The following is a 23,842-nucleotide window of genomic DNA, read 5'->3' on the forward strand; positions in this document are numbered from 1 at the left end:
ACCCCGACGGCCCCGCCCGCCACCTCCACCACTCCGCCGACCACCCCGGACGTCCCTCCGCTGGAGTCGACGCCGCCCACCTCGCCGGCGCCCTCGCCGAGCGACAGCACCCCGCCGCTGGCCGAGACCGGTTCCAGCGCACCGGTCGGCGCGATAGCGGGTGGCGCGGCCGCGGTGATCGCCCTCGGGGCGGCCGCCCTCTACGGCACCCGCCGCGCACGGCGTTCCTGACCGGGACCGCTGCCCGCACCGGCACACGGTGCGGCATAGGGCGGTTTCGCCCGGACACCGGCCGTCCGGCCGCGAACCAACCCGGACGGCCGGACGTCGTCCGGGCGAAACCGCCCACACCCCGGCGTCTCGCCGGGTCAGTCCGCGCGGCGCGATCCGCGGTCGGCGAGACCGCCGGCGCCGAGCGGGCCGGTGTACGCGAGGGACCCTTCGGCCTCCAGGCGGGGCAGCGAGCGGCGTGACACGCGCAGCACGAGGGGCGGCAGAGCCGCGCGCACCGGTTGGGTCAGGCGCAGCCAGGCCGGCGCGTACACGGCCGTACGGCGTCGCTCCAGGCCCTTGACCAGGCGGGCGGCGACCGTCTCCACGGTGTACACACGGCGGGCCGGCAGGGGCATGCCGGCCCGCAGTTCCCGCAGGACGGCGTGCCGGTCGGCGTCCCGGATCATGTCGGTGTCCGTCCAGTTGATGTAGGCGACGCCCACGCCCACCCCCCGGTGCGCCACCTCCGCCCGCAGGGAGTGCGCGAAGGCCTCGGCCCCCGCCTTGGAGGCGCAGTAGGCGCTCATCAGCGGGGCCGCGCCGATCGACGCGAGCGAGGCGATCTGCAGGAAGTAGCCGCCCGTGTCGAAGAGGTCGGGCAGGAACGCCCGGGCCGTGTGGGCGCTGCCGGTGAGGTTGACGTCGACGACACGGCTCCAGGCGTCCGGCGGCGAGGTCAGGAACGGGCCGCCCTCGGCGATGCCCGCGTTCGCCACCACGGCCGAGGGCGGTCCGAGGCGGACCCGCACCGCGCGGGCCGCGGCGGCCAGCGCGTCCGGGTCGGTCACATCGGCCTCCATCGCGAGGGCGGGCCCCGGCAGGGACTCGGCCACGGCTTCCAGGAGGGCCTTCTCGTGGCCCAGCAGCGCCACCCGGGCGCCGCGCCGGGCGATCTCGCGGGCCAGGGCCGCGCCCAGACCTCGGGCGGCTCCGGTGACGGCCACCGTCCGGCCGGCGAGCGGACTGTCGGGCATGGCGGACCCTCCTTCCGTGGAACGCCGTGGCGCAACGCGCGCCCCGCAGGGTCTCTCAGCTGTCCCGGACGGGCGGGCGGGCGGTGTGGTCGGGGTGACCGGCAGTGCGGCGCTCCTCCTTCATCTCCGCCTCGTACAAGTGGTCACGGCCCTGCGCGAGTTCCTGCACCGCGCTCAGCTCCAGCTGCTGGAAGGGCCGGTAGTAGGTGGCGTTGTAGGCCTCGACGATCTGGAACGTCCAGTGTCCGGGGATGACGTTGCGGCCGAGGATCTCCGAGCGGACCTTCGCGGCCCATTCGGGGTGTCCCGCCTCCTCCAGCAGTCGTACGGCACGGTCGAGTTCCAGATCGGCCGTCCCGGTGAGCTGGTGGAAGTCGTACAGCCGGCCGCGGGCCCGCTCGGTCGTCTCCAGTGCCTTGGACAGCGCCCCGAGAGCCTCGACGGTCGTGTCGTCGACGCCTGCGGGGCGCCGATGGTCACGGTCGGGGCCGCTGGGGGCCTCCTCGTGTGCGTTCACGGGTCTCCTCCACGGATACGGCCGCCCCGGCGGGCGGTGCCTCGGGTCAGCGCCTGCTTCCGGTGCGGTCGCGGCGGGTCAGGATTCGTTGGGCGCGGGCGAGGCCGGGCGGCCGGTGGCGGTGCAGGGCGGCCCGTGCCGCGTTGGCGCCCGGCGCTCCGTGCACGCCGCCGCCCGGGTGGGCGCCGGAGGAGGCCAGGAACAGGCCGGGGACCGGGGTCTCGGGGCGTCCGGTGCCGGGGACAGGGCGGAAGACGAGCTGCTGGTGGAGGGCGGTGGTGCCGCCGTTGATGGCGCCGCCGGCCAGGTTGGCGTCCATGGCCTGGAGAGTCGGGGGCGCGAGGACACGGCGGGCGCGGATCAGGGCGCGGAAGCCGGGCGCGAACCGTTCCACCTGGCGTTCGACCCGGTCGGCCATGAGTTCCTGGTCCTTGGTGTCCCAGCGGCCGGTGATGCCCTCGTCCGCGGCGTCGGCGGCGATCTCGTGCGGGACGTGGGTGTAGGCCCAGGCCGACTCGGTGCCCTGCGGGGAGCGGGTGGCGTCGGAGGTGGTCATCTGGCCGAACAGCAGGAAGGGGCGGTCCGGGACCTGCCGCATGGCGAGCTGGGCGGCGAAGCGGGTGAGCTCGTCGACTCCGTCGGCGAGGTGGACGGTGCCGGCCCGGGACGCCTGCTCGGCCCGCCAGGGCACCGGGCCGTCGAGCGCCCAGTCCACCTTGAAGGTGGCGAAGTCCCACTGGAACCGGCGCACGTCCTCCAGGAGCTGGGCGGGCAGGTGCTCGGGGTCCAGGAGGCTCCCGTACAGGGCGGGCACGGACACGTCCGCCAGCACCGCGCGGCGGGCCCGTACCGCGTCACCGGCCGCCGTCCGCACCCCGACGGCCCGGCCCCCGCGGACGACGATCTCGTCGACCCGCTGTCCGCAGTGCAGCCGCCCGCCCCGGGCCCGCAGGCGACGGGCCAGGGCCTCGGTGAGGGCACCGGAGCCGCCGACGGGCACGGGGAAGCCGTAGGTCTGTCCCAGCATGGCCATCAGCCAGCCGAAGCCGCCGCTGCCCGCCGATTCGGGGGCGAGGTCGGCGTGCAGGGCGTTCCCGGCCAGCAGCAGCCGGCCGCCCTGTCCGCGGAACTCCTCCTCCCCCATCCGCCGTACCGGGAGGACCAGGGTCCGGGCCATCCGCAGACCGCCCGCGGCCCGCAGCCGCCACGCCAGGCGGGCCGTCGCGCGGACCGGCGGGAAGGGGGTGAACAGGGCGTCCAGGACGTCGGGGCGCAGCCGCAGCCATACGTCGTGCAGCCGCCGCCACGCGTCCCCGTCGCCCGGCGCGAAGGTGTCGAGGGAGGCGGCGGTGGTGTCGACGTCCCGGTCCAGGAGGGCGCAGCTGCCGTCGCTGAGGGGGTGTGCGAGGACGCTCGGCGCGTTGCTCCAGCGCAGTCCGTGGTCCTCAAGGCGCAGTCCGGCCAGGACCGGGGAGGCGGCCGCGAGCGGGTAGAAGGAGCTGAAGAGGTCGTTGACGAAGGCGGGGTCCACCCCGTGGTCGTGGCGCACCGCGCCGCCCGGTTCCGGCTGCTCCTCCAGCACCTCGACGCTCCAGCCGGCGTCCGCCAGCAGGTTGGCGGCGACCAGACCGTTGGGGCCGGCGCCGATCACCACGGCGTCAGGCATGACCGACTCCCTGCGCGCCCGGTGCCGCCGTCCGGGCCGGTGCGGGGTGCGGGGTGTCATCGCCGGCCGGGTTCTCGCACAGTCTGGCCAGCCGGGCGAGCATGGTGCGGTGACGGAGCTGGATCAGCGCGTCGAAGCCGACGTTGTGCAGGGTGCCACCGGCTCCTTGCAGCGGGTGTTCGTCCACGATGACCAGGCAGTGTTCGCCCCACGGCCGCAGTTCGATCGCGATGCGGGCCGTGCCCAGCACACCGGCGTGGGCTTCCAGCTCCAGGACGGCGCCCTCCTCGCAGCGGCGTACGACCGTCTCGTTGGTCAGCCGGACCGGACCGAGGCGGACCTCGAAACGGATCGCCGCGTCCTTGCACGGCCACTGCCCTCGTACGGGCTCGGACTGCGCGGTCCCCACGACCCATTCGGCGTACCGGTGACCGTCGGCGAGGACGTCCCACACGGCACTCGGAGCGACTCGGATCAGACGATGGCGACGAGCCACGGATACCTCCAGGACGGTGTGTACGGAGAGCTTCGGTCGGGGGCCCTCGGCCGGATGCAGCGTTCGGCCCCCGGTCCCCCGCAAGCCTGCCGGTGCCGCGGTCGCGGCTCGACCGCTCAGGAGTGCCCAGGCCCGGAAGGTTCAAAGCGGCGATGGCGGCTCGGTCAGGTCGCGGCCCAGGAACGGGAGGCTTCCCGGGGAGGCGGTCGGCCTCGTCACCGCCGCCCTCGGTCCAGGATCGCCGAAATGGCCCGTCGGCTCTCGTCGAGGCCGCGGGCGCGCGCAGGTCGTCCCGTCACCGGCTCGTCGGCCGTGCGGAGAGGGACGACCTCACGCGGTTAGTCGTCGAACAGTGTCAGGCGGGCCGTGACGCACTTGCCCACCGGCTCCTGTCGCACCTCTATCGCCTGGACGACCGCCATCACGATCTCCAGGCCGTGCTGGCCCACCCGCCCCGCGTCGGCGGCGCGCGCCAGCGGAAGGGTCGGGTCGGTGTCCCAGACCTCGATCTCCAGCATGCCGTCGGCGATGCGCAGGTGCAGCAGCACCGGGCCGGGCGCGTATTTCAGCGCGTTGGTGACCAGCTCGCTGACCACCAACTGCCCCAGATCCATGGTGCGGGCGGCCACCGGCAGCCCGTACTCCCCCTGCACCCGCGTCAGGAACTTCGACGTCTCGGCCCGCGCGTCGGCGATGCAGCCGTCCGCTCCGTCCAGGGCCACGGTCACCTCGGCAGGTGCGGCTTCCGGCATCCGCGAACACTCCTCAGGCAGGACCCGCACCCTGCCGACCATCTCCAGTACCCCGTTCATGAGCGCGCGGTTACCCCGTGTTTCCCGTCTTACGCCTGTGCCGTCTGTTCTCGTGCCGTCCTCGAAATGGAGGGCCCTCTCATGCTTCGTTCCGGGCCATCCTGGGCAGCGGTGGCACCAAGGACGTGACAGCCCCCTATCCAGTGCGCAGAGGACGCGAGTGGCAGAGAACCGGGAAGCAGCGGGTCACGGCACACTGACCGTGGTCCGGACCGACGCCGACGGCATCACCGTCCTCGGCCTCGAGGGAGAGATCGACCACCAGAGCGTGGGCGGCCTGACGCGGGCCCTGGTTCCGGCGGACTCCGCCGTGGGCCAGCGGGTCGTCATCGATCTGAGCCGGGTCACGTTCATGGACTCCAGCGGGGTCAACGCCCTGATCGCCGCCTTCCAGGCCGCCGGGAACGCGGGAGGATGGCTGCGCCTCGTGGTGGTGCGGGGAGCCGTGATGCGCACCTTGCAGCTCGTGGGTCTCGACACCGTCATCCCCTTCCACCCCACCCTGGAGGACGCCCTGGCGCCGACGCGGCCGGACCCTGGAAAATCCTGACGAGTACCCCGGGTCGTCGCCCTCACACTTCTTTCACGATCTCTTTTTCCGGCGTGTCACAACCCTTCCCGCAGCCTTTTGTCGCTGCTCCGCACCTGGGTTAACCTTCGACGGATTTCTCATCGGGCAACTCCGTGGGGTGCGGGATTGTCGCTGGTGAGCGGGCCCTTGACGAGCCCGCCAGGGTTCCGAGTCCCCGGTGCGGGGGCTCTAGGGGAGCGGAACGAGGGTGCGCATGACCAGCACGTCGACGGAGGCCCGCGAACAGGCCCCGGGTGAACAGGAGCTGCGCCAGTTGCTGGCGGGGCTGACGGCCGTGCGCGACGGCGACTTCGGCACGCGGCTGCCGTCCGACGGACAGGGACTGCTGGGCGACATCGCCACGGTCTTCAACGGCATGGTCGACCAGCTCTCCGTGTTCACGTCCGAGGTCACCCGGGTGGCCCGCGAGGTGGGCACCGAGGGCACGCTGGGCGGCCAGGCGGAGGTGCCGGGGGTCTCGGGCACCTGGGCGGACCTGACCGACTCGGTGAACGCGATGGCGGGAAACCTCACCACCCAGGTCCGTGACATCGCCCAGGTGGCGACGGCGGTGGCCAAGGGCGATCTCTCGCAGAAGATCGACGTGCCCGCGCGCGGTGAGATCCTTCAGCTCAAGGAGACCGTCAACACGATGGTCGACCAGCTCTCCGCCTTCGCCGACGAGGTCACCCGTGTCGCCCGCGAGGTCGGCAGCGAGGGACGCCTCGGCGGACAGGCGCAGGTGCCCGGGGTGGGCGGGGTCTGGCGGGACCTCACCGATTCGGTCAACTTCATGGCGGGAAATCTCACGTCCCAGGTCCGCAACGTCGCCCAGGTGACGACGGCGGTGGCGCAGGGCGACCTGTCCCAGAAGATCACCGTCGACGCCCGCGGCGAGATCCTCGAACTCAAGAACACCATCAACACGATGGTCGACCAGCTCTCCGCCTTCGCCGACGAGGTCACCCGCGTCGCCCGCGAGGTCGGCACCGAAGGCCGGCTGGGCGGACAGGCCGACGTCAAGGGTGTCAAGGGCACCTGGCGCGACCTCACCGACTCCGTGAACTTCATGGGCGGCAACCTCACCGCGCAGGTCCGCAACGTCGCCCAGGTGGCCACCGCGGTCGCGCAGGGCGACCTCTCCCAGAAGATCACCGTCGACGCCCGCGGCGAGATCCTCGAACTCAAGAACACCATCAACACGATGGTCGACCAGCTCTCCGCCTTCGCCGACGAGGTCACCCGCGTGGCCCGCGAGGTCGGCACCGAGGGCAACCTCGGCGGACAGGCGATCGTCCGGGGCGTGTCGGGGACCTGGAAGGACCTCACCGACAACGTCAACGTGATGGCCTCCAACCTGACCGGGCAGGTCCGCTCGATCGCCCAGGTCGCGACCGCCGTGGCGCGCGGCGACCTCTCGCAGAAGATCACCGTGGAGGCCAAGGGCGAGGTCGCCGCGCTGGCGGACGTCATCAACACCATGGTCGACACGCTGTCCGCGTTCGCCGACGAGGTCACGCGCGTGGCCCGCGAGGTCGGCACCGAGGGACGTCTCGGCGGCCAGGCCCACGTGCCCAACGTGGCCGGCACCTGGAAGGACCTCACCGACAACGTCAACTCCATGGCCAACAACCTCACCGGGCAGGTGCGCAACATCGCCCTGGTGACGACCGCGGTGGCCAACGGCGACCTGTCGAAGAAGATCGACGTCGACGCCCGGGGCGAGATCCTGGAGCTGAAGACGACCATCAACACGATGGTCGACCAGCTCTCGTCCTTCGCCGCCGAGGTCACCCGCGTGGCCCGCGAGGTCGGCAGCGAGGGACGGCTCGGCGGTCAGGCCGAGGTCGAGGGCGTCGAGGGCACCTGGAAGCGGCTCACCGAGAACGTCAACGAGCTGGCGGGGAACCTCACCCGGCAGGTCCGCGCGATCGCCGAGGTCGCGAGCGCGGTGGCCGAGGGCGACCTGACCCGGTCGATCAACGTGGAGGCCTCCGGTGAGGTCGCCGAGCTCAAGGACAACATCAACTCCATGGTGGAGTCCCTGCGCGAGACCACGCGGGCCAACCAGGAGCAGGACTGGCTCAAGACCAACCTGGCCCGGATCTCCGGCCTGATGCAGGGCCACCGGGACCTGCCCGTGGTCGCCGAGCTCATCATGGACGAGCTCACCCCCCTGGTCTCCGCCCAGTACGGCGCCTTCTACCTGGCCGAGGACACCGCGCACGGGCACGAACTGCGGCTGGTGGGCTCGTACGGCTATCCCGACGACGACGAGCGGCCCACCCGCATCCCGGTCGGACGCTCGCTGGTCGGACAGGCCGCGCGCAACCGCCGTACCGTCACGGTCGAGGAGCTGCCCGAGGGGTACGTCACCATCTCCTCCGGTCTCGGGCAGGTGTCGCCCACCGCCCTGGTGGTGCTGCCGATCGTGGTCGAGGAGCAGGTGCTCGGGGTGATCGAGCTGGCGTCCGTGAGCCGCTTCCGGCAGATCCACCAGGACTTCCTGGCGCAGCTCATGCCGACCATCGGCGTCAACCTCAACACCATCGTGGCCAACGTCCGCACCGACGAGCTGCTGGACGAGTCCCAGCGGCTGACCGCCGAACTCCAGGCCCGCTCCGAGGAGTTGCAGGTCCAGCAGGACGAACTCCAGCGCTCCAACGCCGAACTGGAGGAGAAGGCCTCCCTGCTGGCCTCGCAGAACCGCGACATCGAGGCGAAGAACCTTCAGATCGAGCAGGCCCGGCAGGAACTGGAGACCCGCGCGCAGCAGTTGTCGCTGGCCTCCAAGTACAAGTCGGAGTTCCTGGCCAACATGAGCCACGAGCTGCGGACACCGCTCAACAGCCTGCTGATCCTGGCCCAGTTGCTGGCCCAGAACCCCTCCCGCAACCTCACCCCCAAGCAGGTCGAGTACGCGGGCATCATCCACTCGGCGGGCTCGGACCTGCTCCAGCTCATCAACGACATCCTGGACCTGTCCAAGGTCGAGGCGGGCAAGATGGACGTGGCGCCCGAGCGGGTCCCGCTGCGCCAGCTCCTGGAGTACGTCGAGGCCACGTTCCGGCCGATGACCACGCAGAAGAGCCTGGAGTTCACGGTCGCCACCGCGCCCGGTACCCCGGCCGACCTGCTCACCGACGACTCCCGGCTGCGGCAGATCCTGCGCAACCTGCTGTCGAACGCGGTGAAGTTCACCGAGCAGGGCGGTGTGGAGCTGCGGATCGAGCCCGCCGCCGACCGGGAGGTGCCGCCGGGCGTGCACCGCGGCGGTCCCGTCGTGGCCTTCCGGGTCAAGGACACCGGCATCGGCATCCCGCAGCAGCAACTGGAGACCATCTTCGGGGCGTTCCAGCAGGCCGACGGGACGACCAGCCGCAAGTACGGCGGCACCGGTCTCGGTCTGTCCATCACCCGGGAGATCGCCCATCTGCTGGGCGGCGCGGTCACGGTGGACAGCACTCCCGGCCAGGGCAGCACGTTCACGCTGTACCTGCCCGTGGCACGCGCCGACTTCGAGGAACTGATGGAGAGCGGCGGGCGTCCGGCGGAGCAGCCGCAGGACACCGCCGACGCCCTGGAGGCCGACGAGCCCCGGATGCTTCCCCCTGCCGCGCCCGCGCCGGGGCAGCGCAGGCGCCGGCTGCTGGTCATCGAGGAACGCCCGCGCGGCCTGCTCACGCTGGTCGCCGAGCGGGCCGTCGCGGACCTCGCCGACTCCGACGACCCGCACGGGGCGATCGACATCATCACGGCCGTCGGGGCGCAGGAGGCCGCGAGCATGCTGGCGGCCGACCCCTGCCACTGCGTCGTCCTCGAACTCGGCATGCCGCACGACGAGGGTGCCGACTTCCTGGAGGCCATGGGCGGTGACTCGGCGCTGGCCAGCGTGCCGGTGCTGATCCACACCGGGCATCGCGTGGACCTCGGCCAGGAGCAGGGGCTGCGGGCCCTGGCGGGCGACCGGCCGCTGGACTTCCTGTCCAGCCTGGACGACCTGCGCGAGCGCATCACCCTGCACCTGTCGGCCGAGCAGCCGGGCGACGTGCTGTCGCTGGTGCGTCCCGAGGAGCCGCAGCGGCCGATGACGCAGGTGGTGGACGACTCCTTCGTCGGCCGGACGGTCCTCGTGGTCGACGACGACGCGCGCAACCTCTTCGCGCTCAGCGGGGTGCTGGAGCTGCACGGCTTCCATGTCCTGCACGCGGACAACGGCCGCAAGGGCATCGAGATGCTGCTCGCCCACCCGGACATCTCGGTGGTCCTGATGGACGTGATGATGCCGGAGATGGACGGGTACGCCGCCACCGCGGAGATCCGCTCGATGCCGCAGTACGCGCAGCTGCCGATCATCGCGGTCACCGCGAAGGCCATGCCGGGCGACCAGGAGAAGAGCCTCGCGTCGGGTGCCAACGACTACGTCACCAAGCCCGTCGACACCGGCGACCTGATCGCCCGCGTCCGGCGGTGGCTGCCGGAGTGAGCACGCGCAGCGCCCCCCAGCCGACCGCGTGACGTCCCCAGCCGAGGAACAGGCCCCCCGTGAGTGATCTCCGCCAGCCGTCCGAGTCCCAGACCGCCCCCGTGGGCCACGAGCCCGCCGTCGAGGGCGGTGACGGTGACGGGCAGGCCTCCCCCGTCGGCAGGCTGGCGGCGACCGTGGAGCGGCTGCGCAGGGAGGTGCGGGCCGCTCAGGCCGAGGCGGACGGGCGCGCCCTGATCGAACTGGCGAAGGGCATCCTGGTCGAGCGGCTGGGCTGCGGGCCGGCGCAGGCCTCGCGTCAGCTCGCCGAGCTGACGGCACAGGCGGGTGTGACACCGCTGGAGTTCGCCGTCGAGGTGATCAACCAGGCCTCGCGCGACCGGCTCTCGGAGGTGACCAGTGCCTTCCTGGCCGCCACCGCCGCCACCGATCCGCCCGACGGGCACTCCTCCGCGGTACGCCTGCGTGCCGCGGAGAGCGGTGCGCTGGCCGCCGACGACACCCAGGCGGTCGCCGACTCGCTGCTGGAGCACGCGCTCACGCCGCTGGGCGCGGAGGCGGTGGCCATCTGGGCCCTGGGGTCCGACGGATCCCTCGCCCTGGCGGGCAGCGCCGGGTTCTCCTCGGCCGAGGCCGGGCGCTGGCGCCATGTGCCGCCGGGCGTGACGACCGTGGCGCGCCGCGGGCTCACCGAACGCGACGGGGAATGGATCCGCAGCCTGTCCGAGACCGGCCTGCCGTCCATCGGCCAGCACCACCACCCCGACGGCGGCCGGATCGCCGTACCGGCCGGCACCGGCGGGCGCATCCACGGCGTACTGGAGATCGCCTGGCCTGCACCGCTGGAGTCACCTCCGCCGGCCATCGTCCGGCAGATCGAGGCCCTGGCCGAGCTGTGCGCGCACACCTTGGAGACGTACACGCTCCGGCACCCCGACGGCGTCACCGGCCCGCGCGTCCTGCCGGACGTCTCCGAGCTGATGGACCTGGCCGACGGGCTGCACGACCCCGCGCTCGTGCTGGTGCCCCACCTGGGCCCCGACGGGCACCTGGTGGACTTCCGCATCCACCACGTCAACAGCCGCTTCCTCGATCCCGCGGGGCGGCCGCGGGGCGCCGTGAACGGCGCGCTGCTGCTGGAGGCGTACCCGATGGCCGCGGGCCACAGCGAGCTGTTCGACCGGATCGAGCGCGTCTACGCCACCGGCGAGCCCTTCCGCGCCCATCGCATGCGGCTCACCGCCCTGGTCGACGACGTCCAGCTCGCCGCGGTCGCCGACATCAACGTCAGCCGGCACGGCGACAGCGTCCTGCTGATCTGGCGCATCGAGGACGAGACCGCCCGGCTGGCGAGCCTGCTCCAGCACGCGCAGCGTCTCGGCCGCATCGGCGGTTTCGAGGAGAACCTGCTGACCGGCGAGATCACCTGGAACGGCCAGCTCTACCACCTCTACGGCAGGCCCGTCTCCGACTCCCCCGTGCCGCTGGAGGCCCTGCCCGCCCACGCCCACCCCGACGACGCCGTCGCCATCGGCCGGTTCCTGCGCACCGTGATCCACCAGCGCCGCCCGGCGTCCACCGCGTTCCGTCTGCAACGCCCCGACGGGGTCACCCGCCACATCCGGGTCGTGGCGGAGCCGGTCCTCGACTCCGCCGGCCAGCTCTACCTGCTTCGCGGCGCCTACCAGGACATCTCCGCGCACCACTGGACCGAGGTCGCCCTCGCCGCCACCCGGGACCAGCTCGCCCACTCCGAGCAGCAGGCCAGCGAACGCAACCGGCTGACCCTCCAGTTGCAGCACGCCATCATGCCCCCGACCCAGGCACCGCTGGAGGTTCCGGGGCTGGACGTGGCGGTGCGCTACCGGCCCGCCGAGACCCAGCACCTGGTCGGCGGCGACTGGTACGACGCGGTCGTGCTGCCGTCCCGGCTGGTACTGCTGTGCGTGGGCGACGTCGCGGGCCACGGCATAGAGGCGGCCACCAGCATGGTCGTACTGCGCAACGCGCTGCGCGGGCTCGCCGTGACCGGCGCCGGGCCGGGCCAGCTGCTGTCCTGGCTCAACATGGTGGCGCACCATCTGACCGGCGCCGTCACCGCCACCGCCGTGTGCGGACTGTACGACCCCGAGAACAACACACTGCGCTGGGCGCGGGCCGGGCATCTGCCGCCGGTCCTGGTGCGCGGCTCGGAGGCGGCACCGCTGCCCCTGGTCACGGGGCTGCTGCTGGGCGCCGTACCGGAGGCCACGTACGAGGAGCACGAGGTCCAGCTCGCCGTCGACGACACGCTGCTGATGTACACGGACGGGCTGATCGAACGCCGGGACCGGTCCGTGGAGGAGTCCCTGGCGCAGTTCCTGACGGTCGCGCGCGCGGTCCCGCCGACGCTCGACCAGCAGTTGGACCGGCTGCTCACGCACAGCAGGTCCGACACGGACGACGACACCTGCATCGTGGGCATCCGCGTGGCCTGAGGCGGGGTCCGCGCCGGGGCTTGTGTCCGCGCATACGGGGAACGCGGTTGCTCCGAACGAGCGGGGAGAGGTCATGCCGCGAGTCAAGGAGTACACCGTCGCCGCGTCCGGCCAGTGGACCGACGAGGAGGAGGGCCGCCGCCGGCTGCCCGCCGGGGAGGTCCACGCCTGGGTGCCGGGCACCAACCAGACGGTCTGCGGGCTGTCCCTCAGCCGGTCCCGGCTGATCCGGTTCCCGCACGTCACCTGGACGGACACGTTCCCCGAGTCCGGGGGCGCCGCCGACCGGGTGCGGCGCCTGTGCCCGCGCTGTGCCTCGGTGGCGGGACGTCGTGGGAGCGACGCGCGTCCGCAGTGGCGGCGCACCAACCCGCGGCCGTGACGGGCGCCGGCATGTCCGAACGGAAGAGTCCCGGCGCCGCCGAGCGCCTGGCACGGGCCGCCGACGAGGTGTTCGGCTGGAGCGAGCTGCGGCCGGGCCAGCTCGCCGCGATGGAAGCGGTCATGCGGGGCCGCGACACCCTGGCCGTCATGCCCACGGGGGCCGGGAAGTCGGCGGTGTACCAGGTGCCGGGGCTGCTGCTGCCGGGGCCCACGGTGGTGGTCTCCCCGCTCATCGCCCTCCAGCGGGACCAGATCGCCGGCCTGCTCGGTCACGCCGGCGCCCCGGAGGCCGTCGCGGTCAACTCCGCCCAGGCGGCCGGGGAGACGGAGGCCGCCTGGGACGCGGTCCGGCACGGGGACGCGGAGTTCCTGTTCCTGTCCCCCGAGCAGCTCGCCAAGGACGAGGTGGTCGAGCGGCTGGCGCAGGCCGCGCCCTCGCTGTTCGTCGTCGACGAGGCGCAGTGCGTCGCCGCCTGGGGCCATGACTTCCGGCCCGACTACCTGCGTCTGGCCCAGGCGGCCCAGCGGGTGGGAAGGCCCCCTGTCCTCGCCCTGACGGCCACCGCGGCACCGCCGGTGCGCGAGGAGATCGTCGAGCGTCTCGGCATGGCGGATCCGGAACTGGTCGTAGCCGGTTTCGACCGGCCGAACATCGCGTTGGAGGTGCGCCGCTTCCAGGACGACGCCGACAAGCGCCGGGTGGTGGTGGAGCGCGCCGCGGCGGAGCCCAAGCCGGGCATCGTCTACGCCGCGACCCGACGGGACGCCGAGGAGTACGCGGCCGACCTGGCCGCGCTGGGCCTGTCCGCCACCGCCTACCACGCCGGACTGACGGCCGGTGAGCGTTCGCGGGCGCACGACGCCTTCCTGGCCGGCGACACCGACGTCGTGGTGGCCACCTCCGCCTTCGGCATGGGCATCGACAAGGAGGACGTGCGGTTCGTGCTGCACGCGTCCGTGCCCGGCTCGCTCGACGCCTACTACCAGGAGATCGGCCGCGCGGGCCGCGACGGCGGGCCCGCGGTCGCCGTCCTGCACTACCGGCCGCAGGACAGCGGCCTCCAGCGGCTCTTCGCCACGCGGGCGCCGGACGAGGACACCCTCGGCGCGGTCGCGGAGCGCGTCCACGCGAGCGACGCCCCCCTCGCGCGGGACGACCTCGCGAAGGAGACGGGGCTCTCGCGCAGGCGCGTGACGGCGGCCGTCAACCTCCTGGAACAGGCGGGGGCGGTGCGCGTGGAGGACGACGGGCGGGTGGGCCCGGTGGCCGGGACGACGGCCGGGGAGGCCACCGCCCGGGCGACGGAGGAGGCCCTGTCGAACAGAAGACTGGAGGAGTCGAGGCTGGCCATGATGCTGGGCTATGCCGAGACCACGGGCTGCCGTCGCCGCTTCCTGCTGGGCTACTTCGGGGAGCCGTACGACGCCCCGTGCGGGGCCTGCGACACGTGCGCGACCCCCTCGGCCGGGGACAGCGTCGTCGAGGGGGTCGGGGACACGGGCGGGGAGCCCCCCGCGCACACGGCTGCGGTGTCCTATCCGGCGGGTACGCGCGTGCGGCACACGGAGTGGGGGGAGGGCACGGTGATGAGCGAGGAGGGCGACCGCATCACCGTGATGTTCGAGTCCATGGGATACCGGACGCTGTCCCTGGCCGCGATCACCGGCAAGGGACTCCTCAGCGCCGCGCCACCACCCGCAGCGTCTTGACCGAGGGGTCGGCGGCGTCCGGGATCAGGACGCCGTGCTCGACTCCGCTGCGCAGGTAGTCGAGGACCTCGTCGGTGATGACCTCGCCCGGAGCGATCGCCGGCACACCGGGAGGGTACGGGCTGATCATCTCCGCGGCGATGCGGCCCGCGGCCCGTTCGGCGGGAACGTGCTCGACCTCGGCGAAGAAGGCGTCACGGGGCAGCATGGCCTGCTCCAGTTCCAGGGCCGAGGGCTCGGGCAGGCGTACCGGCGGCCTGCGCTCGATGGAGTCGGCGCCCTCGGTGAGCGCGCGCAGGGCGTCCAGCAGCGTCTTCTCGGTCTCGTCGTCGTCGGCGTGCGTGATCGACGCGCTGATCCGGCAGGTGTCCGAGCCGCCGACGTCCACGTGGAGCTCGGCGCGCATCCACTCGGCGGCCTGCATGCCGCTGATCCCGAGTTCGCGCACGTCGATCACGATCTTCAGCGGGTCGAAGGCCGCGGCGAGCCCTTCGTCCACGATCTCCTGCCCCATCGGCCTCAGTCCGGGCATGTTCCCGGCCGCCAGGCGGATCCTTTCCGCCCGGTGCAGCGCGGCGTCCAGGAGGTCGTGGCCCTGCTCGACCATCTGGCGGCGCCAGCCGTCCAGGGTCATGTAGACCAGGGACGAGGCGCTGGTGGTGCCGAGCAGGTCCTCCCGCTGCTTGAGCGCCTCCGGCGAGACCCGGTCGTACTGGAGGTGGAAGACGGAGCTCTGCTCGATCGCCCCGCCCATCTTGTGGACGCTGGTGACCACGAGGTCGGCCTCGGCGTCCATGCCCCAGGCCGGCAGCCCGGGGTGGAAGGGCAGATGGGCGCCCCACGCCTCGTCGACGATGAGCGGCACGCCGAACTCGTGGCAGACTCGCGCCACGCCCCGGATGTCGGCGCAGGTTCCCCAGTCGGTGGGGGTGATCAGCAGCATGCCCTTGGCGTCCGGGTGCTCCTGGAGGCTGCGGCGCACGTCGTCGGGCTCCGGCGGATGCGCGAGATGCCGTTCGCGGTCGAACTTGGGGTGGACCCAGATCGGTTCGACGCCGTTGACGACGACGCCCGAGATCACGGACTTGTGCGCGTTGCGCGAGAGCAACAGCTTCTCCCCCGGGCCGGCCACGGCGAGCATGGCCGTCTTGACCGACAGGGAGCTGCCGCAGGTGGAGAAGAACGCGTGCTCGGCGCCGACGGCGTCCGCCATCAGTTCCTGTGCGTCGCTGAGCACGCCCTGGGACTGACGGCGGTCGTCCAGTCCGTTGAGGGAGAGAACGTCCGAGCGGAACACGTCGAGTCCCACGATCTCGGCCACCCGCGGGTCGACACCCCGGCCCTGCTTGTGGCCGGGCGGTCCGAAGACCATGTCTCCGCGGCGCCGGAACTCCTCCAGCGCCTCCAGCACGGGTGCCCGCGAGTGGTCCATGGTTCCTCCCAAGTCCGTTCCGCCCCGTTTCAGATCTCGAAGCCGTACGGTCGTCTGCGGTCTGCACTCCGTGTAGACCGCAGACGCCTGCCGAAACGCCTGAGACGGTCAGCCCTGGTCAGGAGGGGTGCAGGTGCCGCTCCATCCAGTCGGCGGCGGCCCGGCGGAACAGGCGCCGGTTGTCGGCGCGCAGGAACCAGTGCCCCTCGTCGCGCAGGACGAGGAGTTCCGCTGGGACCCCGCGTTCCCGTGCGGCCCGCACGAACTGTTCCGACTCCCCCGGCGGCACGTTGGTGTCGTGCTCTCCGTGCACGGCGAGCAGCGGGGCCCGCAGCGCGTCGATCCGGCTCATCGGCGACAGGGCGCGCAGCAGGTCGCGGTCGCGCTCCGGGTGGCCGTACTTGTGCGCCGCCGACTCCGCGATCCACGGCTCGGTCCCGGCGAAGAAGGTCAGGAGGTCGGACATGCCGCAGACCGCGACACCGGTGCGGAAGAGGTCCGGGTGCCACACGAGGGAGGCGAAGGTCAGGTAGCCGCCGTACGAGTGCCCCATCACCGCGAGCCGGGTCGGGTCCGCGGGACCCGCCGTGACCGCGTGCGCCGCGCAGTCCGCGACGTCGTCCAGGGCGGCGAAGCGGCCCGTGCCCAGGTCGGCGTCGACGAAGGTGCGGCCGTGTCCGCCGGAGCCGCGGACGTCGGGGGCGAAGACGTCCAGTCCGCGCCCTAGCAGCTCGTGGTAGAGCGGGTCGAACACCGGGCGTTCCTGGTCCTCGGGGCCACCGTGCAGGTGGATCACACAGGGCGCCGGCTCGTGCGGGGCGCGGCCCGGGGCGCGGTAGTACCAGCCGCTGAGGGGCAGGCCGTCCCGGGCGGTCAGGCGGGTGAGGACGGGGCGCACGGGCGGGCGGCCCGGTGGTACGGCGTCCTCGTCCCGGGAGGACCAGGGGGTGCGCAGCAGGGACACGCCTTCGTGGGCCCACCACACGCCGGGGCGGCGTTGCGAGCCGGACAGGGCCAGCAGCAGCCGTCCCGCCCCGGCGGCCGCGACCCGCGTGACGACCTCGTGGGGCAGCGGCACCGGACGTGCGGGGCCGACGACGTCGGCGGCGCCGGGCGCCGGGGAGGTCTCGACGACGTCGAGTTCGCTGGCGCCGCGCGTGTTCCACGCCAGGACGGCCGTGCGACCGTCGTGCGCCATCGCCAGCAGTTCGAGGTCGCTGTCGTCGCGTTCGGCCGCGACGGTCAGGCCGCGCGCGGTGCCGTCGGCGTCGAGAGCGACGGCGAACAGGGCCGCGTACTCCCGGCCGGCGTCGCTGCGCAGCCACAGGGTCCGCCCGTCGGGCGAGAACCGGCCGATCCAGTGGTCACCGTCGGCGACCGGCAGGGCGAAGGTGGTCGTGGCGTCCGAGAGGCGCCGGACGAACGCCTCCCGCCGGCCGCGGGGCCCCCGGCGCAGCAGGGCGAGCCGGCCGTCGTGACTGAGGTCGCACACCCGGAGGGTGGGGGCGTCCGGTTCCGCGGCGAGCAGCACCGGCGAGGCCAGGCCGTCGGGGTCGATCAGGTAGGCGGACAGGCCGCCGCCCGCCCGGGTCGCCGGTGTCCCGTCCGGCCCCACGGCGTACTCGGTGGTGCCGAGGAGGGTGGCCCGGCCGTCCCGGGCCGTCCAGTGGCCGTCTCCCACGGCCGGGGCGGCCGGGGCGGCGAGGGTGACGGCGACGGCCGAGCCGTCGTGGGCCCAGCAGCCGAGGTAGGCGGACGTGTCCGGGTCGGCACCGGCCAGCAGGCGGCGGCCGGTGCCGTCGGGCCGTACGCACAGCACCCGGGTGTGCTCACCGCCGCCCGGTGCGGTGGTGTACGCGATCCAGCGGCCGTCGGGTGACCAGGACACCTCCTTCACGGGGTCCGGGGAGGCGTCGAGCAGCCGGACGTGCTCCCCGTCCACGGGTCCGGCCCAGAGCTGCGGGACGCCGCCCCGGTCGCAGATGAAGGCCGCCCGGGTGCCGTCGGGGTCGGCGGAGGGGTACCAGCAGCCGTGCGCGTGCAGCCGGGTCACGGCGTCCCGTGGGCCCTCCGCCTCGGGCAGCGGCATCGGGGCGGGGGCCGCGGCGCGGGCCGCCCCCCGCCCCGGTGCGGGCGCCGTGTGCGCGACCCGGGTGCCGTGCTCGCCGATCACGTGATTCCGTGCGTCTGCAGCCATATCTCCAGGAGGGCGACCTGCCACAGGGCGTTGGCGCCGCGTTTGGTCCGGTGCTCGTCGGGCGCCGCCAGGAGTTCGGCCACGTACGACTCCTGGAAGATGCCCCGTTTCTTCGCCTCGGGCGCCGCGAGCGCCTCGCGCACCCGGTCCAGGACGGGACCGGCCATGTGCCGGATGGCGGGGACCGGGAAGTAGCCCTTGGGCCGGTCGACGACCTCGCGCGGCAGCAGCTTGCGGCCGACCTCCTTCAGCACGCCCTTGCCGTCGTCGGCGAGCTTGAGCTCCGGCGGACAGGCCGCGGCCAGCTCCACCAGTTCGTGGTCGAGGAAGGGCACGCGGGCCTCCAGTCCCCAGGCCATGGTCATGTTGTCGACCCGCTTCACCGGGTCGTCGACGAGCATGACGTGCGTGTCCAGGCGCAGGGCCGCGTCCAGGGCGGTCTCGGCGCCGGGACGTGCCATGTGCTCCCTGACGAAGCGGCCCGACACGTCGTCCCGGGGCAGCATGTGCGGCTGGAGGATGCCCGCCAGATCGGCGTGGGGGCGGTCGAAGTACGTCTCGGCGTACTGCCGGGGCTCGTCCTCGCGGGCGACCGCCGCGAGCTCGGGGTACCAGTGGTAGCCGGCGAACACCTCGTCGGCGCCCTGCCCGCTCTGCACGACCTTCACCTCCTTGGCGACCTGCTCGGACAGCAGGTGGAAGGCGACCACGTCGTGGCTGATCATCGGTTCGCTCATCGCGGCGACGGCGTCGTCCAGGGCGGTCGAGACGCGCTGCGAGGGCACCATCATCCGGCGGTGGTCCGTGCCGAACTCCCGGGCGACCAGGTCCGAGTAGCGGAACTCGTCGCCCTGTTCGCCGCCCTCGGCCTCGAAGCCCACGCTGAACGTCTTCAGGCCGCGCTGGCCCTCCTCGGCGAGCAGCGCGACGATCAGGCTGGAGTCGAGCCCGCCGGAGAGCAGGACGCCGACGGGGACGTCGGAGACCATCCGGCGGCGTACGGCCGTGCGCAGGGCCTCCAGCACCGCGTCCCGCCACTCGTCGGGGCCCATCTCCGCGAACTCGGCCCGCCGGGTGTAGGACGGCTGCCAGTAGCGGTGGTCGCGGTGGCTGCCGTCCGGTTCGACGACCCGTACGGTGGCCGGCGGCAGTTTGCGCACGCCGTTGAGGACGGTGTGCGGCGGGGCGACGGTGGCGTGCCAGCTCAGGTACTGGTGGACGGCCACCGGGTCGAGGGAGGTGTCCACGTCCCCGGCGGCCAGCAGGGCGGGCAGCGAGGAGGCGAACCGCAGCCGGCCCGGCGCCGGCGCCAGGTACAGCGGCTTGATCCCCAGCCGGTCGCGGCCCAGCACGACACGGCCGGTGCGGTGCTCCACCAGGGCGAAGGCGAACATGCCGTGGAACCGCTCCACGCAGGCGGTCCCCCACTGCCGGTAGGCGCGGAGCACGACCTCGGTGTCGGACGTGGACCGGAAGCGGTGCCCGAGGCGTCCGAGCTCCTCGCGCAGCTCCTGGTAGTTGTAGACGCAGCCGTTGAAGACGCCGGTGATCTCGTCGTCGGCGTCGGTCATCGGCTGGGCGCCGAGGTCCGACAGGTCGATGATCTTCAGGCGCCGGTGTCCCAGCGCCACCGCGCCCCGGCTCCAGGTGCCCTGGCCGTCGGGTCCGCGGGCGGCGAGCCGGTCGGTCATGCGCTCGACGGCCGCGAGGTCGGGCCGGTTGCCGTCGAAGCGGATCTCGCCGCTCAGACCGCACATGACGCGCCGCCCCCTTCCCGAGTGCCGTCGGCCGGGAGCCGGGAGGGGTGACCCGGGTCGCGCCTGCCGGTCGCGACCCGGGCGGAATTGCTGGACATGACGGAATCACTCCTTGCGGTTGTCGGATGAAAGGCGGCGGCAGCGCGCGCCGCGGAACGGGGTCAGCTCCCCAGGACCTCCGGCGCTCCGGAACCGGCCGCGCCCGCGGCGAAGCGCGGGACCTCCGTGCGGGCGACGGGGGCCGGCCTGCGGGGCCGGCGCTCGCCTCGGGTCTCCGCGATCAGCAGGTCGGTGCAGGCCAGCAGGTCCTCTTCGCGTGCCTTGCGGCGGATGCGCTCGGCGGCGCTGCCGTCCGCCAGGGCCGCCTCGGCCAGGTCCCTGACGGTCTCCCAGTCGCCGTGGGCCTCGAGTGCGGGCCGCAGCCGGGCGAGCAGTCCGTGGACGACGTCGGCGGCGGGAGCTTCCCGGTGGGTCCGGGGATCGACCAGGGAGCCCTCCAGACCGGAGCGGGCGGCCCGCCAGGAGGCGCCGCGCAGCCACTCGTGGCGGCCGTCGCACATCGCCGCACCGGTGGCGTGCAGTTCGAGGGCGTCGGTCACCAGGGCCCGGAAGAGGCCGGCGACGAGCACGACGGTCTCCGCGCGCGGGCAGGCGTCGCAGATGCGGAGTTCCAGCGTCGGCAGGTGCGCGGAGGGGCGGACGTCGTAGTAGATCATGCCCGGGTCGCTGATGACCCCGGCCCGGACCAGGTCGTCCACCGCGGCGTCGTAGGCGGCCGCGTCGGTGAAGCAGCCGACGGGGCCCGCGGTCGGCCAGCGCTGCCAGAGCAGGGTGCGCCAGCTCGCGTAGCCGGTGTCGGCCCCCTGCCAGAACGGCGAGCTGGCGGACAGCGCCAGCAGTACGGGCAGCCACGGCGAGACCGCGCACATGACCTCCACGGCCGTGTCGCGGTCCGGTATGTCCACGTGGACCTGGGCGCCGCAGATGAGCTGCTCGTCGGCCACCTGGCGGTACTCCTCGACCATGTGGCGATAGCGTGCGCCGCCGGTGGGGTGTCCGGAGGCGGCCGGGGCGAGGGGTGCCGTGCCCGCGGCCGCGACCGCCAGCCCCAGGGAGGAGGCGGCCGCGTCGAGCCGCTGTCTGGTTCTGACGAGGTCGGTGTACAGGCCGGTCAGGGAGGCGTGCACCCCGCTGTTCGATTCCACGGTGGACTGGTGCAGTTCCGTGGTGAAGGTGCGCCCGGGAAGCCGGCGCAGGACCGCGTCGGCGCGCGGCACGAGCATCCCGCTCTCCAGTTCCAGGATGTGGAACTCCTCCTCCACTCCGATACGCATGGCCACAGTCGCTCCTCGAGGTGTTGCCGTCGGTGCCGCCCCTGTCGGGGATGTCCCCCAAGTGCCCACGAGATCGACGGATAAGCACGGTTTTGCGCGTTTGAAGAAGGTGGTTCACAGATGAGCGGGTTCACCGGTCAGTGGTCGGTGGTCTTGTCGACCAGCGCGCTGTAGGCGAGCTGCAGTGCGTCCGCCCCGGCCAGCGCCGTCAGCGCGCCCATCGCGGTGCGGGTCGCGCGGGGCCACAGGAGCCGGCCGGCGGTCAGGGTCGACGCCACCCAGACGCTCATGCAGAACGGGCAGGTCACCAGCTCGCCCACGGTCTCCTTGCCGCCCTCGTCCCGCGCCTCCTCGTGCAGTTCGGCGGGGCCCTGCGGACCGACGTACGTCGTGAAGGGGGCGCGCAGCGGGCTGGTGACCGACGCCTTGCTGAGCAGCCGGCTGAGCCGGAACGTGGCCACGGAGGTCAGGAGCACGTCCCACGGCTCGGGCCGGTCGGGCAGGGGGCGCCCGCGCAGCCGTACGGCCGTGGCCCAGCTCGCCGTGTACGCGCCGAACGCCGCCATGGCCGTGAGGTAGCCGCGCAGCGGCCGGTCGCCGTTGCCCGCGTAGTCGCGGCCGGTGCGGCGCAGGAACGCCTGCGCCCGGCGTCCGATGCGGTGGTCAGTGGGTGTGGCCATGGGTGTATCCCCGTCCTGCTGCGTTCTGGTACCTGTCCGGGTCCCGGCGGGCCCCGGCTCGTTCCTTTTGTCCGTCTTCCCCGTCGTGCCGGACCAGTCGCACCTCGACCTGTCCGTCGGTGACCCGGGTGTCGAAGGCCGGCTGGGGGGCGGTGGCAGGGCCGCGGACGTTCAGGCCGTCCGAGAGCCGGAAGACACTGCCGTGCCAGGGGCACCGCACGCATCCGTCCTCCACCGTCCCCTCGGACAGCGGCCCGGCCAGGTGGCTGCACCGGTCGGCCAGCGCGTGGATCGCCCCGTCGCCCTCGCGCACCACGACGACCGGCACGTCGTCCACGGCGCGCCGCACCGGGGCCCCGGCCGGGAAGTCGTCCAGGGCTCCGATCCGGTGCCAGCGGTCGGAGACCACATGCGGTACGGCCTCGGCGTGGTTGACGCCGGCGGCCTGCCGGTAGGCCAGGTGGCCGCCCAGCATGCCGCCCGTTCCCACCGCCGCGAGCCCCAGGAAGCCGAGGGTCCGGCCCGCCCGCGCACGGCCGGTGAGCCGGCAGGCGAGGGAGGCCGTGTACAGGCCGACGGCCGCCGTGTTGGACACCGCGTGCACCAGTCCGACCCGCATCTGGGGGCGTTGCAGTTCCGCCCAGTCCACGGCGCCCGTCAGCGCGGCGGGGACGGCCGCGGCGAGGCCGAGGCCCACCAGCAGACCGGCGTCGCGGGGGCGGCCCTTGCGCAGGTCCAGGACCGCGGCGGACAGCCAGCTGCCGATCGGCACCTGCACCAGCAGCGGGTGCACGGGATGCCCCAGCCACTTGCCGTGCAGCACGTCCCGGCCGCGGCCCAGTGGCAGGGACTGGATCCCCGCCCGCAGTGAGTCGATCACCGGGTCCTGCCGCTGCTCCCGCTCCAGACGGGCGAGCAGCCGCAGGACCCGGTTCTCCCGTGTACGTGGATGTCGTCGTCGCGCGCTCATGGGCAGCCGGGTCTCCCCTTGCACGTGCGGCAAACGAACGGGGTGATCAGGACTTGGACACCGCGTGGCGCGGCGCCCTTCCGGAGAAGGCGGCATGGTGGGCGGGCCGGGCCGCACCGGTGGGCTCCAGGCGCCGCAGCCACCGGGAGGCCATGGCCAGCAGTCCCGTGAAGACGGCCAGGAGCAGCACGGACGTCCACATGGGCCGGCTGCCGGGAGAGTCCCACATTGTCCAGGCCGACGACGCCGTCCACAGGACGACGCCGGCCGCGTAGAAGGACCGTATGCGGCGCAGCTGCCTTGCCGCCCTGCCCACCGTGGGGTCGTCGGTGTGTGTCATGCCGACCCGTGTACCCCGATCAACGCGGTCCACCGGCCGCGGAGTCGACGGGTGGCGGACCTTCAGCGATCAAGTGGGGGGAGTTCGGCCAGGCCGGTTTCGCGCAGGACGCGGTCGACCGTCCCGGCAAGGGTGCTGTCGGGACCGATGACGGTCTCGCTGCCGTCCGGCAGCAGATCCAACTCCCGGTACCAGTCGCGCAGTTGCGGCTCGCTCACCTCGTGGGCGATCGGCTTGCCGGCGTGCCGGGCGAGGGTCTGCTCGAACGGCACGTGCAGGTAGTAGCAGTGGGTCGGGCCGCGGTGGTCGGCCCGGAGCCGGGTCAGCATCTCGCCGTACCGGTCGGCGTACAGGATGCCCTCCACCACCACGTGGAACCCGGCGTCCAGCGCGTAGCGGGCGGTCAGTTCGATCAGGCCGATGTTCGCCGCACCCGGCCGGTCGCGCTCCCGGAGCACGGTCCGGCGCAGGTTGTCCTGGCCGACCAGGGCCAGGCCGCGGCCGAAGCGGTCCCGCAGACCCGCCGCGACGCTCGACTTCCCCGAGGCGGAATTGCCGCGCAGCACGATCAGCCGGGTCTCCTCCGTGCCCACCACCATGACGGCCAAGCTACCGGGAAAACCTGCCCGTTCAGGTCGGCGATGCCGGCCGGAGCGGTCCGCGGCGCGGACCCGCGCCCACGCAACGGCCGGACGGGCAGGTCCGCGTGTGCGGCACAAGGGCAGAACAAGACAGGTGTCCTGCGTAGTATCACTACGACATAGGC

The 23,842-nt window shown here is 73.2% G+C and carries 19 protein-coding genes; 6 read left to right on the forward strand and 13 right to left on the reverse strand.

The genetic code is table 11. The features are described from left to right. The coding region (locus AOJ26_RS22495; RefSeq protein ID WP_143663582.1) for an LPXTG cell wall anchor domain-containing protein at positions 1-231 on the forward strand (231 nt) is incomplete at its 5' end. Positions 232-368: 137 nt separating this feature from the next. On the opposite strand, the gene AOJ26_RS22500 is transcribed toward AOJ26_RS22495, so the two are convergent. From AOJ26_RS22500 to AOJ26_RS22520, 5 genes are all read right to left on the reverse strand, one after another. Beyond that, on the reverse strand, positions 369-1,247 hold the full coding sequence (locus AOJ26_RS22500; RefSeq protein ID WP_053850142.1) for an SDR family oxidoreductase: 879 nt from the start codon (positions 1,245-1,247) through the stop codon (positions 369-371). Between the two features lie 55 nt (positions 1,248-1,302). After that, complete coding sequence (locus tag AOJ26_RS22505) at positions 1,303-1,764, reverse strand: hypothetical protein (RefSeq protein ID WP_053850143.1); 462 nt, start codon at positions 1,762-1,764, stop codon at positions 1,303-1,305. Positions 1,765-1,810: 46 nt separating this feature from the next. Next, a complete protein-coding gene (locus tag AOJ26_RS22510; protein WP_053850144.1) occupies positions 1,811-3,430 on the reverse strand; it encodes a phytoene desaturase family protein in 1,620 nt (539 codons plus the stop codon). Next, positions 3,423-3,926, reverse strand: a complete 504-nt coding sequence (locus AOJ26_RS22515) for an SRPBCC family protein (protein WP_053850145.1) — start codon at positions 3,924-3,926, stop codon at positions 3,423-3,425. Before AOJ26_RS22515 ends, AOJ26_RS22510 begins: the two co-directional genes overlap by 8 nt. A 338-nt stretch (positions 3,927-4,264) precedes the next feature. Beyond that, on the reverse strand, positions 4,265-4,738 hold the full coding sequence (locus AOJ26_RS22520; RefSeq protein WP_053850146.1) for an ATP-binding protein: 474 nt from the start codon (positions 4,736-4,738) through the stop codon (positions 4,265-4,267). Positions 4,739-4,898: 160 nt separating this feature from the next. On the opposite strand from AOJ26_RS22520, the gene AOJ26_RS22525 reads away from it, so the two are divergent. The 5 genes from AOJ26_RS22525 to AOJ26_RS22545 all read left to right on the forward strand — a co-directional run bounded on the left by AOJ26_RS22525 (position 4,899) and on the right by AOJ26_RS22545 (position 14,366). After that, a complete protein-coding gene (locus tag AOJ26_RS22525; protein ID WP_053850147.1) occupies positions 4,899-5,288 on the forward strand; it encodes an STAS domain-containing protein in 390 nt (129 codons plus the stop codon). Positions 5,289-5,523: 235 nt separating this feature from the next. Continuing rightward, entirely contained in the window at positions 5,524-9,795 is a 4,272-nt protein-coding gene (locus AOJ26_RS22530) for a HAMP domain-containing protein (protein ID WP_053850148.1), read from the forward strand. 59 nt (positions 9,796-9,854) lie between these two features. Next, positions 9,855-12,272, forward strand: a complete 2,418-nt coding sequence (locus AOJ26_RS22535; RefSeq protein WP_078959994.1) for a SpoIIE family protein phosphatase — start codon at positions 9,855-9,857, stop codon at positions 12,270-12,272. Positions 12,273-12,345: 73 nt separating this feature from the next. Next, positions 12,346-12,654, forward strand: coding sequence for a hypothetical protein (locus AOJ26_RS22540; protein ID WP_053850149.1), 309 nt, complete (start codon positions 12,346-12,348; stop codon positions 12,652-12,654). Positions 12,655-12,665: 11 nt separating this feature from the next. Then, positions 12,666-14,366, forward strand: coding sequence for a RecQ family ATP-dependent DNA helicase (locus AOJ26_RS22545; RefSeq protein ID WP_053850165.1), 1,701 nt, complete (start codon positions 12,666-12,668; stop codon positions 14,364-14,366). Here the strand turns inward: AOJ26_RS22545 and AOJ26_RS22550 are convergent. The 8 genes from AOJ26_RS22550 to AOJ26_RS22585 all read right to left on the reverse strand — a co-directional run bounded on the left by AOJ26_RS22550 (position 14,335) and on the right by AOJ26_RS22585 (position 23,675). After that, the gene (locus AOJ26_RS22550; RefSeq protein ID WP_053850150.1) at positions 14,335-15,798 is read right to left on the reverse strand and encodes an aminotransferase class I/II-fold pyridoxal phosphate-dependent enzyme; all 1,464 of its coding nucleotides are present in this window, start codon (positions 15,796-15,798) and stop codon (positions 14,335-14,337) included. The two genes, AOJ26_RS22545 and AOJ26_RS22550, sit on opposite strands and share 32 nt — an antisense overlap. 118 nt (positions 15,799-15,916) lie before the next feature. Then, the gene (locus tag AOJ26_RS22555) at positions 15,917-17,995 is read right to left on the reverse strand and encodes an alpha/beta fold hydrolase (RefSeq protein ID WP_053850151.1); all 2,079 of its coding nucleotides are present in this window, start codon (positions 17,993-17,995) and stop codon (positions 15,917-15,919) included. Further along, positions 17,968-19,752: an N-acetylglutaminylglutamine amidotransferase gene (locus AOJ26_RS22560; RefSeq protein ID WP_053850152.1), complete on the reverse strand. Its 1,785-nt coding sequence runs from the start codon at positions 19,750-19,752 to the stop codon at positions 17,968-17,970. Before AOJ26_RS22560 ends, AOJ26_RS22555 begins: the two co-directional genes overlap by 28 nt. A 161-nt stretch (positions 19,753-19,913) precedes the next feature. Beyond that, positions 19,914-21,086, reverse strand: a complete 1,173-nt coding sequence (locus AOJ26_RS22565; RefSeq protein ID WP_053850153.1) for a carboxylate-amine ligase — start codon at positions 21,084-21,086, stop codon at positions 19,914-19,916. A 137-nt stretch (positions 21,087-21,223) separates the two neighbouring features. After that, on the reverse strand, positions 21,224-21,766 hold the full coding sequence (locus AOJ26_RS22570; protein ID WP_053850154.1) for a DUF1360 domain-containing protein: 543 nt from the start codon (positions 21,764-21,766) through the stop codon (positions 21,224-21,226). Continuing rightward, positions 21,750-22,736: a Rieske 2Fe-2S domain-containing protein gene (locus tag AOJ26_RS22575; RefSeq protein WP_053850155.1), complete on the reverse strand. Its 987-nt coding sequence runs from the start codon at positions 22,734-22,736 to the stop codon at positions 21,750-21,752. Before AOJ26_RS22575 ends, AOJ26_RS22570 begins: the two co-directional genes overlap by 17 nt. Positions 22,737-22,782: 46 nt before the next feature. Next, the gene (locus tag AOJ26_RS22580; protein ID WP_053850156.1) at positions 22,783-23,076 is read right to left on the reverse strand and encodes a hypothetical protein; all 294 of its coding nucleotides are present in this window, start codon (positions 23,074-23,076) and stop codon (positions 22,783-22,785) included. Positions 23,077-23,138: 62 nt separating this feature from the next. Beyond that, positions 23,139-23,675 carry an AAA family ATPase gene (locus AOJ26_RS22585; RefSeq protein WP_053850157.1) on the reverse strand — a complete coding sequence of 179 codons (537 nt, stop codon included), beginning with the start codon at positions 23,673-23,675 and terminating at the stop codon, positions 23,139-23,141. Positions 23,676-23,842: the final 167 nt, after the last annotated feature.

The sequence above is a fragment of the Streptomyces sp. NRRL B-24085 genome, from assembly GCF_001282115.1.
GTDB lineage: Bacteria > Actinomycetota > Actinomycetes > Streptomycetales > Streptomycetaceae > Streptomyces.

Bases quoted from the DNA above. Each gene is read 5' to 3' on its own strand.
- AOJ26_RS22530 (WP_053850148.1), top strand. From the start codon at position 5,524: ATGACCAGCACGTCGACGGAGGCCCGCGAACAGGCCCCGGGTGAACAG.
- AOJ26_RS22520 (WP_053850146.1), bottom strand. From the start codon at position 4,738: ATGAACGGGGTACTGGAGATGGTCGGCAGGGTGCGGGTCCTGCCTGAG.
- AOJ26_RS22585 (WP_053850157.1), bottom strand. From the start codon at position 23,675: ATGGTGGTGGGCACGGAGGAGACCCGGCTGATCGTGCTGCGCGGCAAT.
- AOJ26_RS22540 (WP_053850149.1), top strand. From the start codon at position 12,346: ATGCCGCGAGTCAAGGAGTACACCGTCGCCGCGTCCGGCCAGTGGACC.
- AOJ26_RS22545 (WP_053850165.1), top strand. From the start codon at position 12,666: ATGTCCGAACGGAAGAGTCCCGGCGCCGCCGAGCGCCTGGCACGGGCC.
- AOJ26_RS22550 (WP_053850150.1), bottom strand. From the start codon at position 15,798: ATGGACCACTCGCGGGCACCCGTGCTGGAGGCGCTGGAGGAGTTCCGG.
- AOJ26_RS22500 (WP_053850142.1), bottom strand. From the start codon at position 1,247: ATGCCCGACAGTCCGCTCGCCGGCCGGACGGTGGCCGTCACCGGAGCC.
- AOJ26_RS22555 (WP_053850151.1), bottom strand. From the start codon at position 17,995: ATGGCTGCAGACGCACGGAATCACGTGATCGGCGAGCACGGCACCCGG.
- AOJ26_RS22580 (WP_053850156.1), bottom strand. From the start codon at position 23,076: ATGACACACACCGACGACCCCACGGTGGGCAGGGCGGCAAGGCAGCTG.
- AOJ26_RS22575 (WP_053850155.1), bottom strand. From the start codon at position 22,736: ATGAGCGCGCGACGACGACATCCACGTACACGGGAGAACCGGGTCCTG.
- AOJ26_RS22560 (WP_053850152.1), bottom strand. From the start codon at position 19,752: ATGTGCGGTCTGAGCGGCGAGATCCGCTTCGACGGCAACCGGCCCGAC.
- AOJ26_RS22570 (WP_053850154.1), bottom strand. From the start codon at position 21,766: ATGGCCACACCCACTGACCACCGCATCGGACGCCGGGCGCAGGCGTTC.
- AOJ26_RS22510 (WP_053850144.1), bottom strand. From the start codon at position 3,430: ATGCCTGACGCCGTGGTGATCGGCGCCGGCCCCAACGGTCTGGTCGCC.
- AOJ26_RS22565 (WP_053850153.1), bottom strand. From the start codon at position 21,086: ATGCGTATCGGAGTGGAGGAGGAGTTCCACATCCTGGAACTGGAGAGC.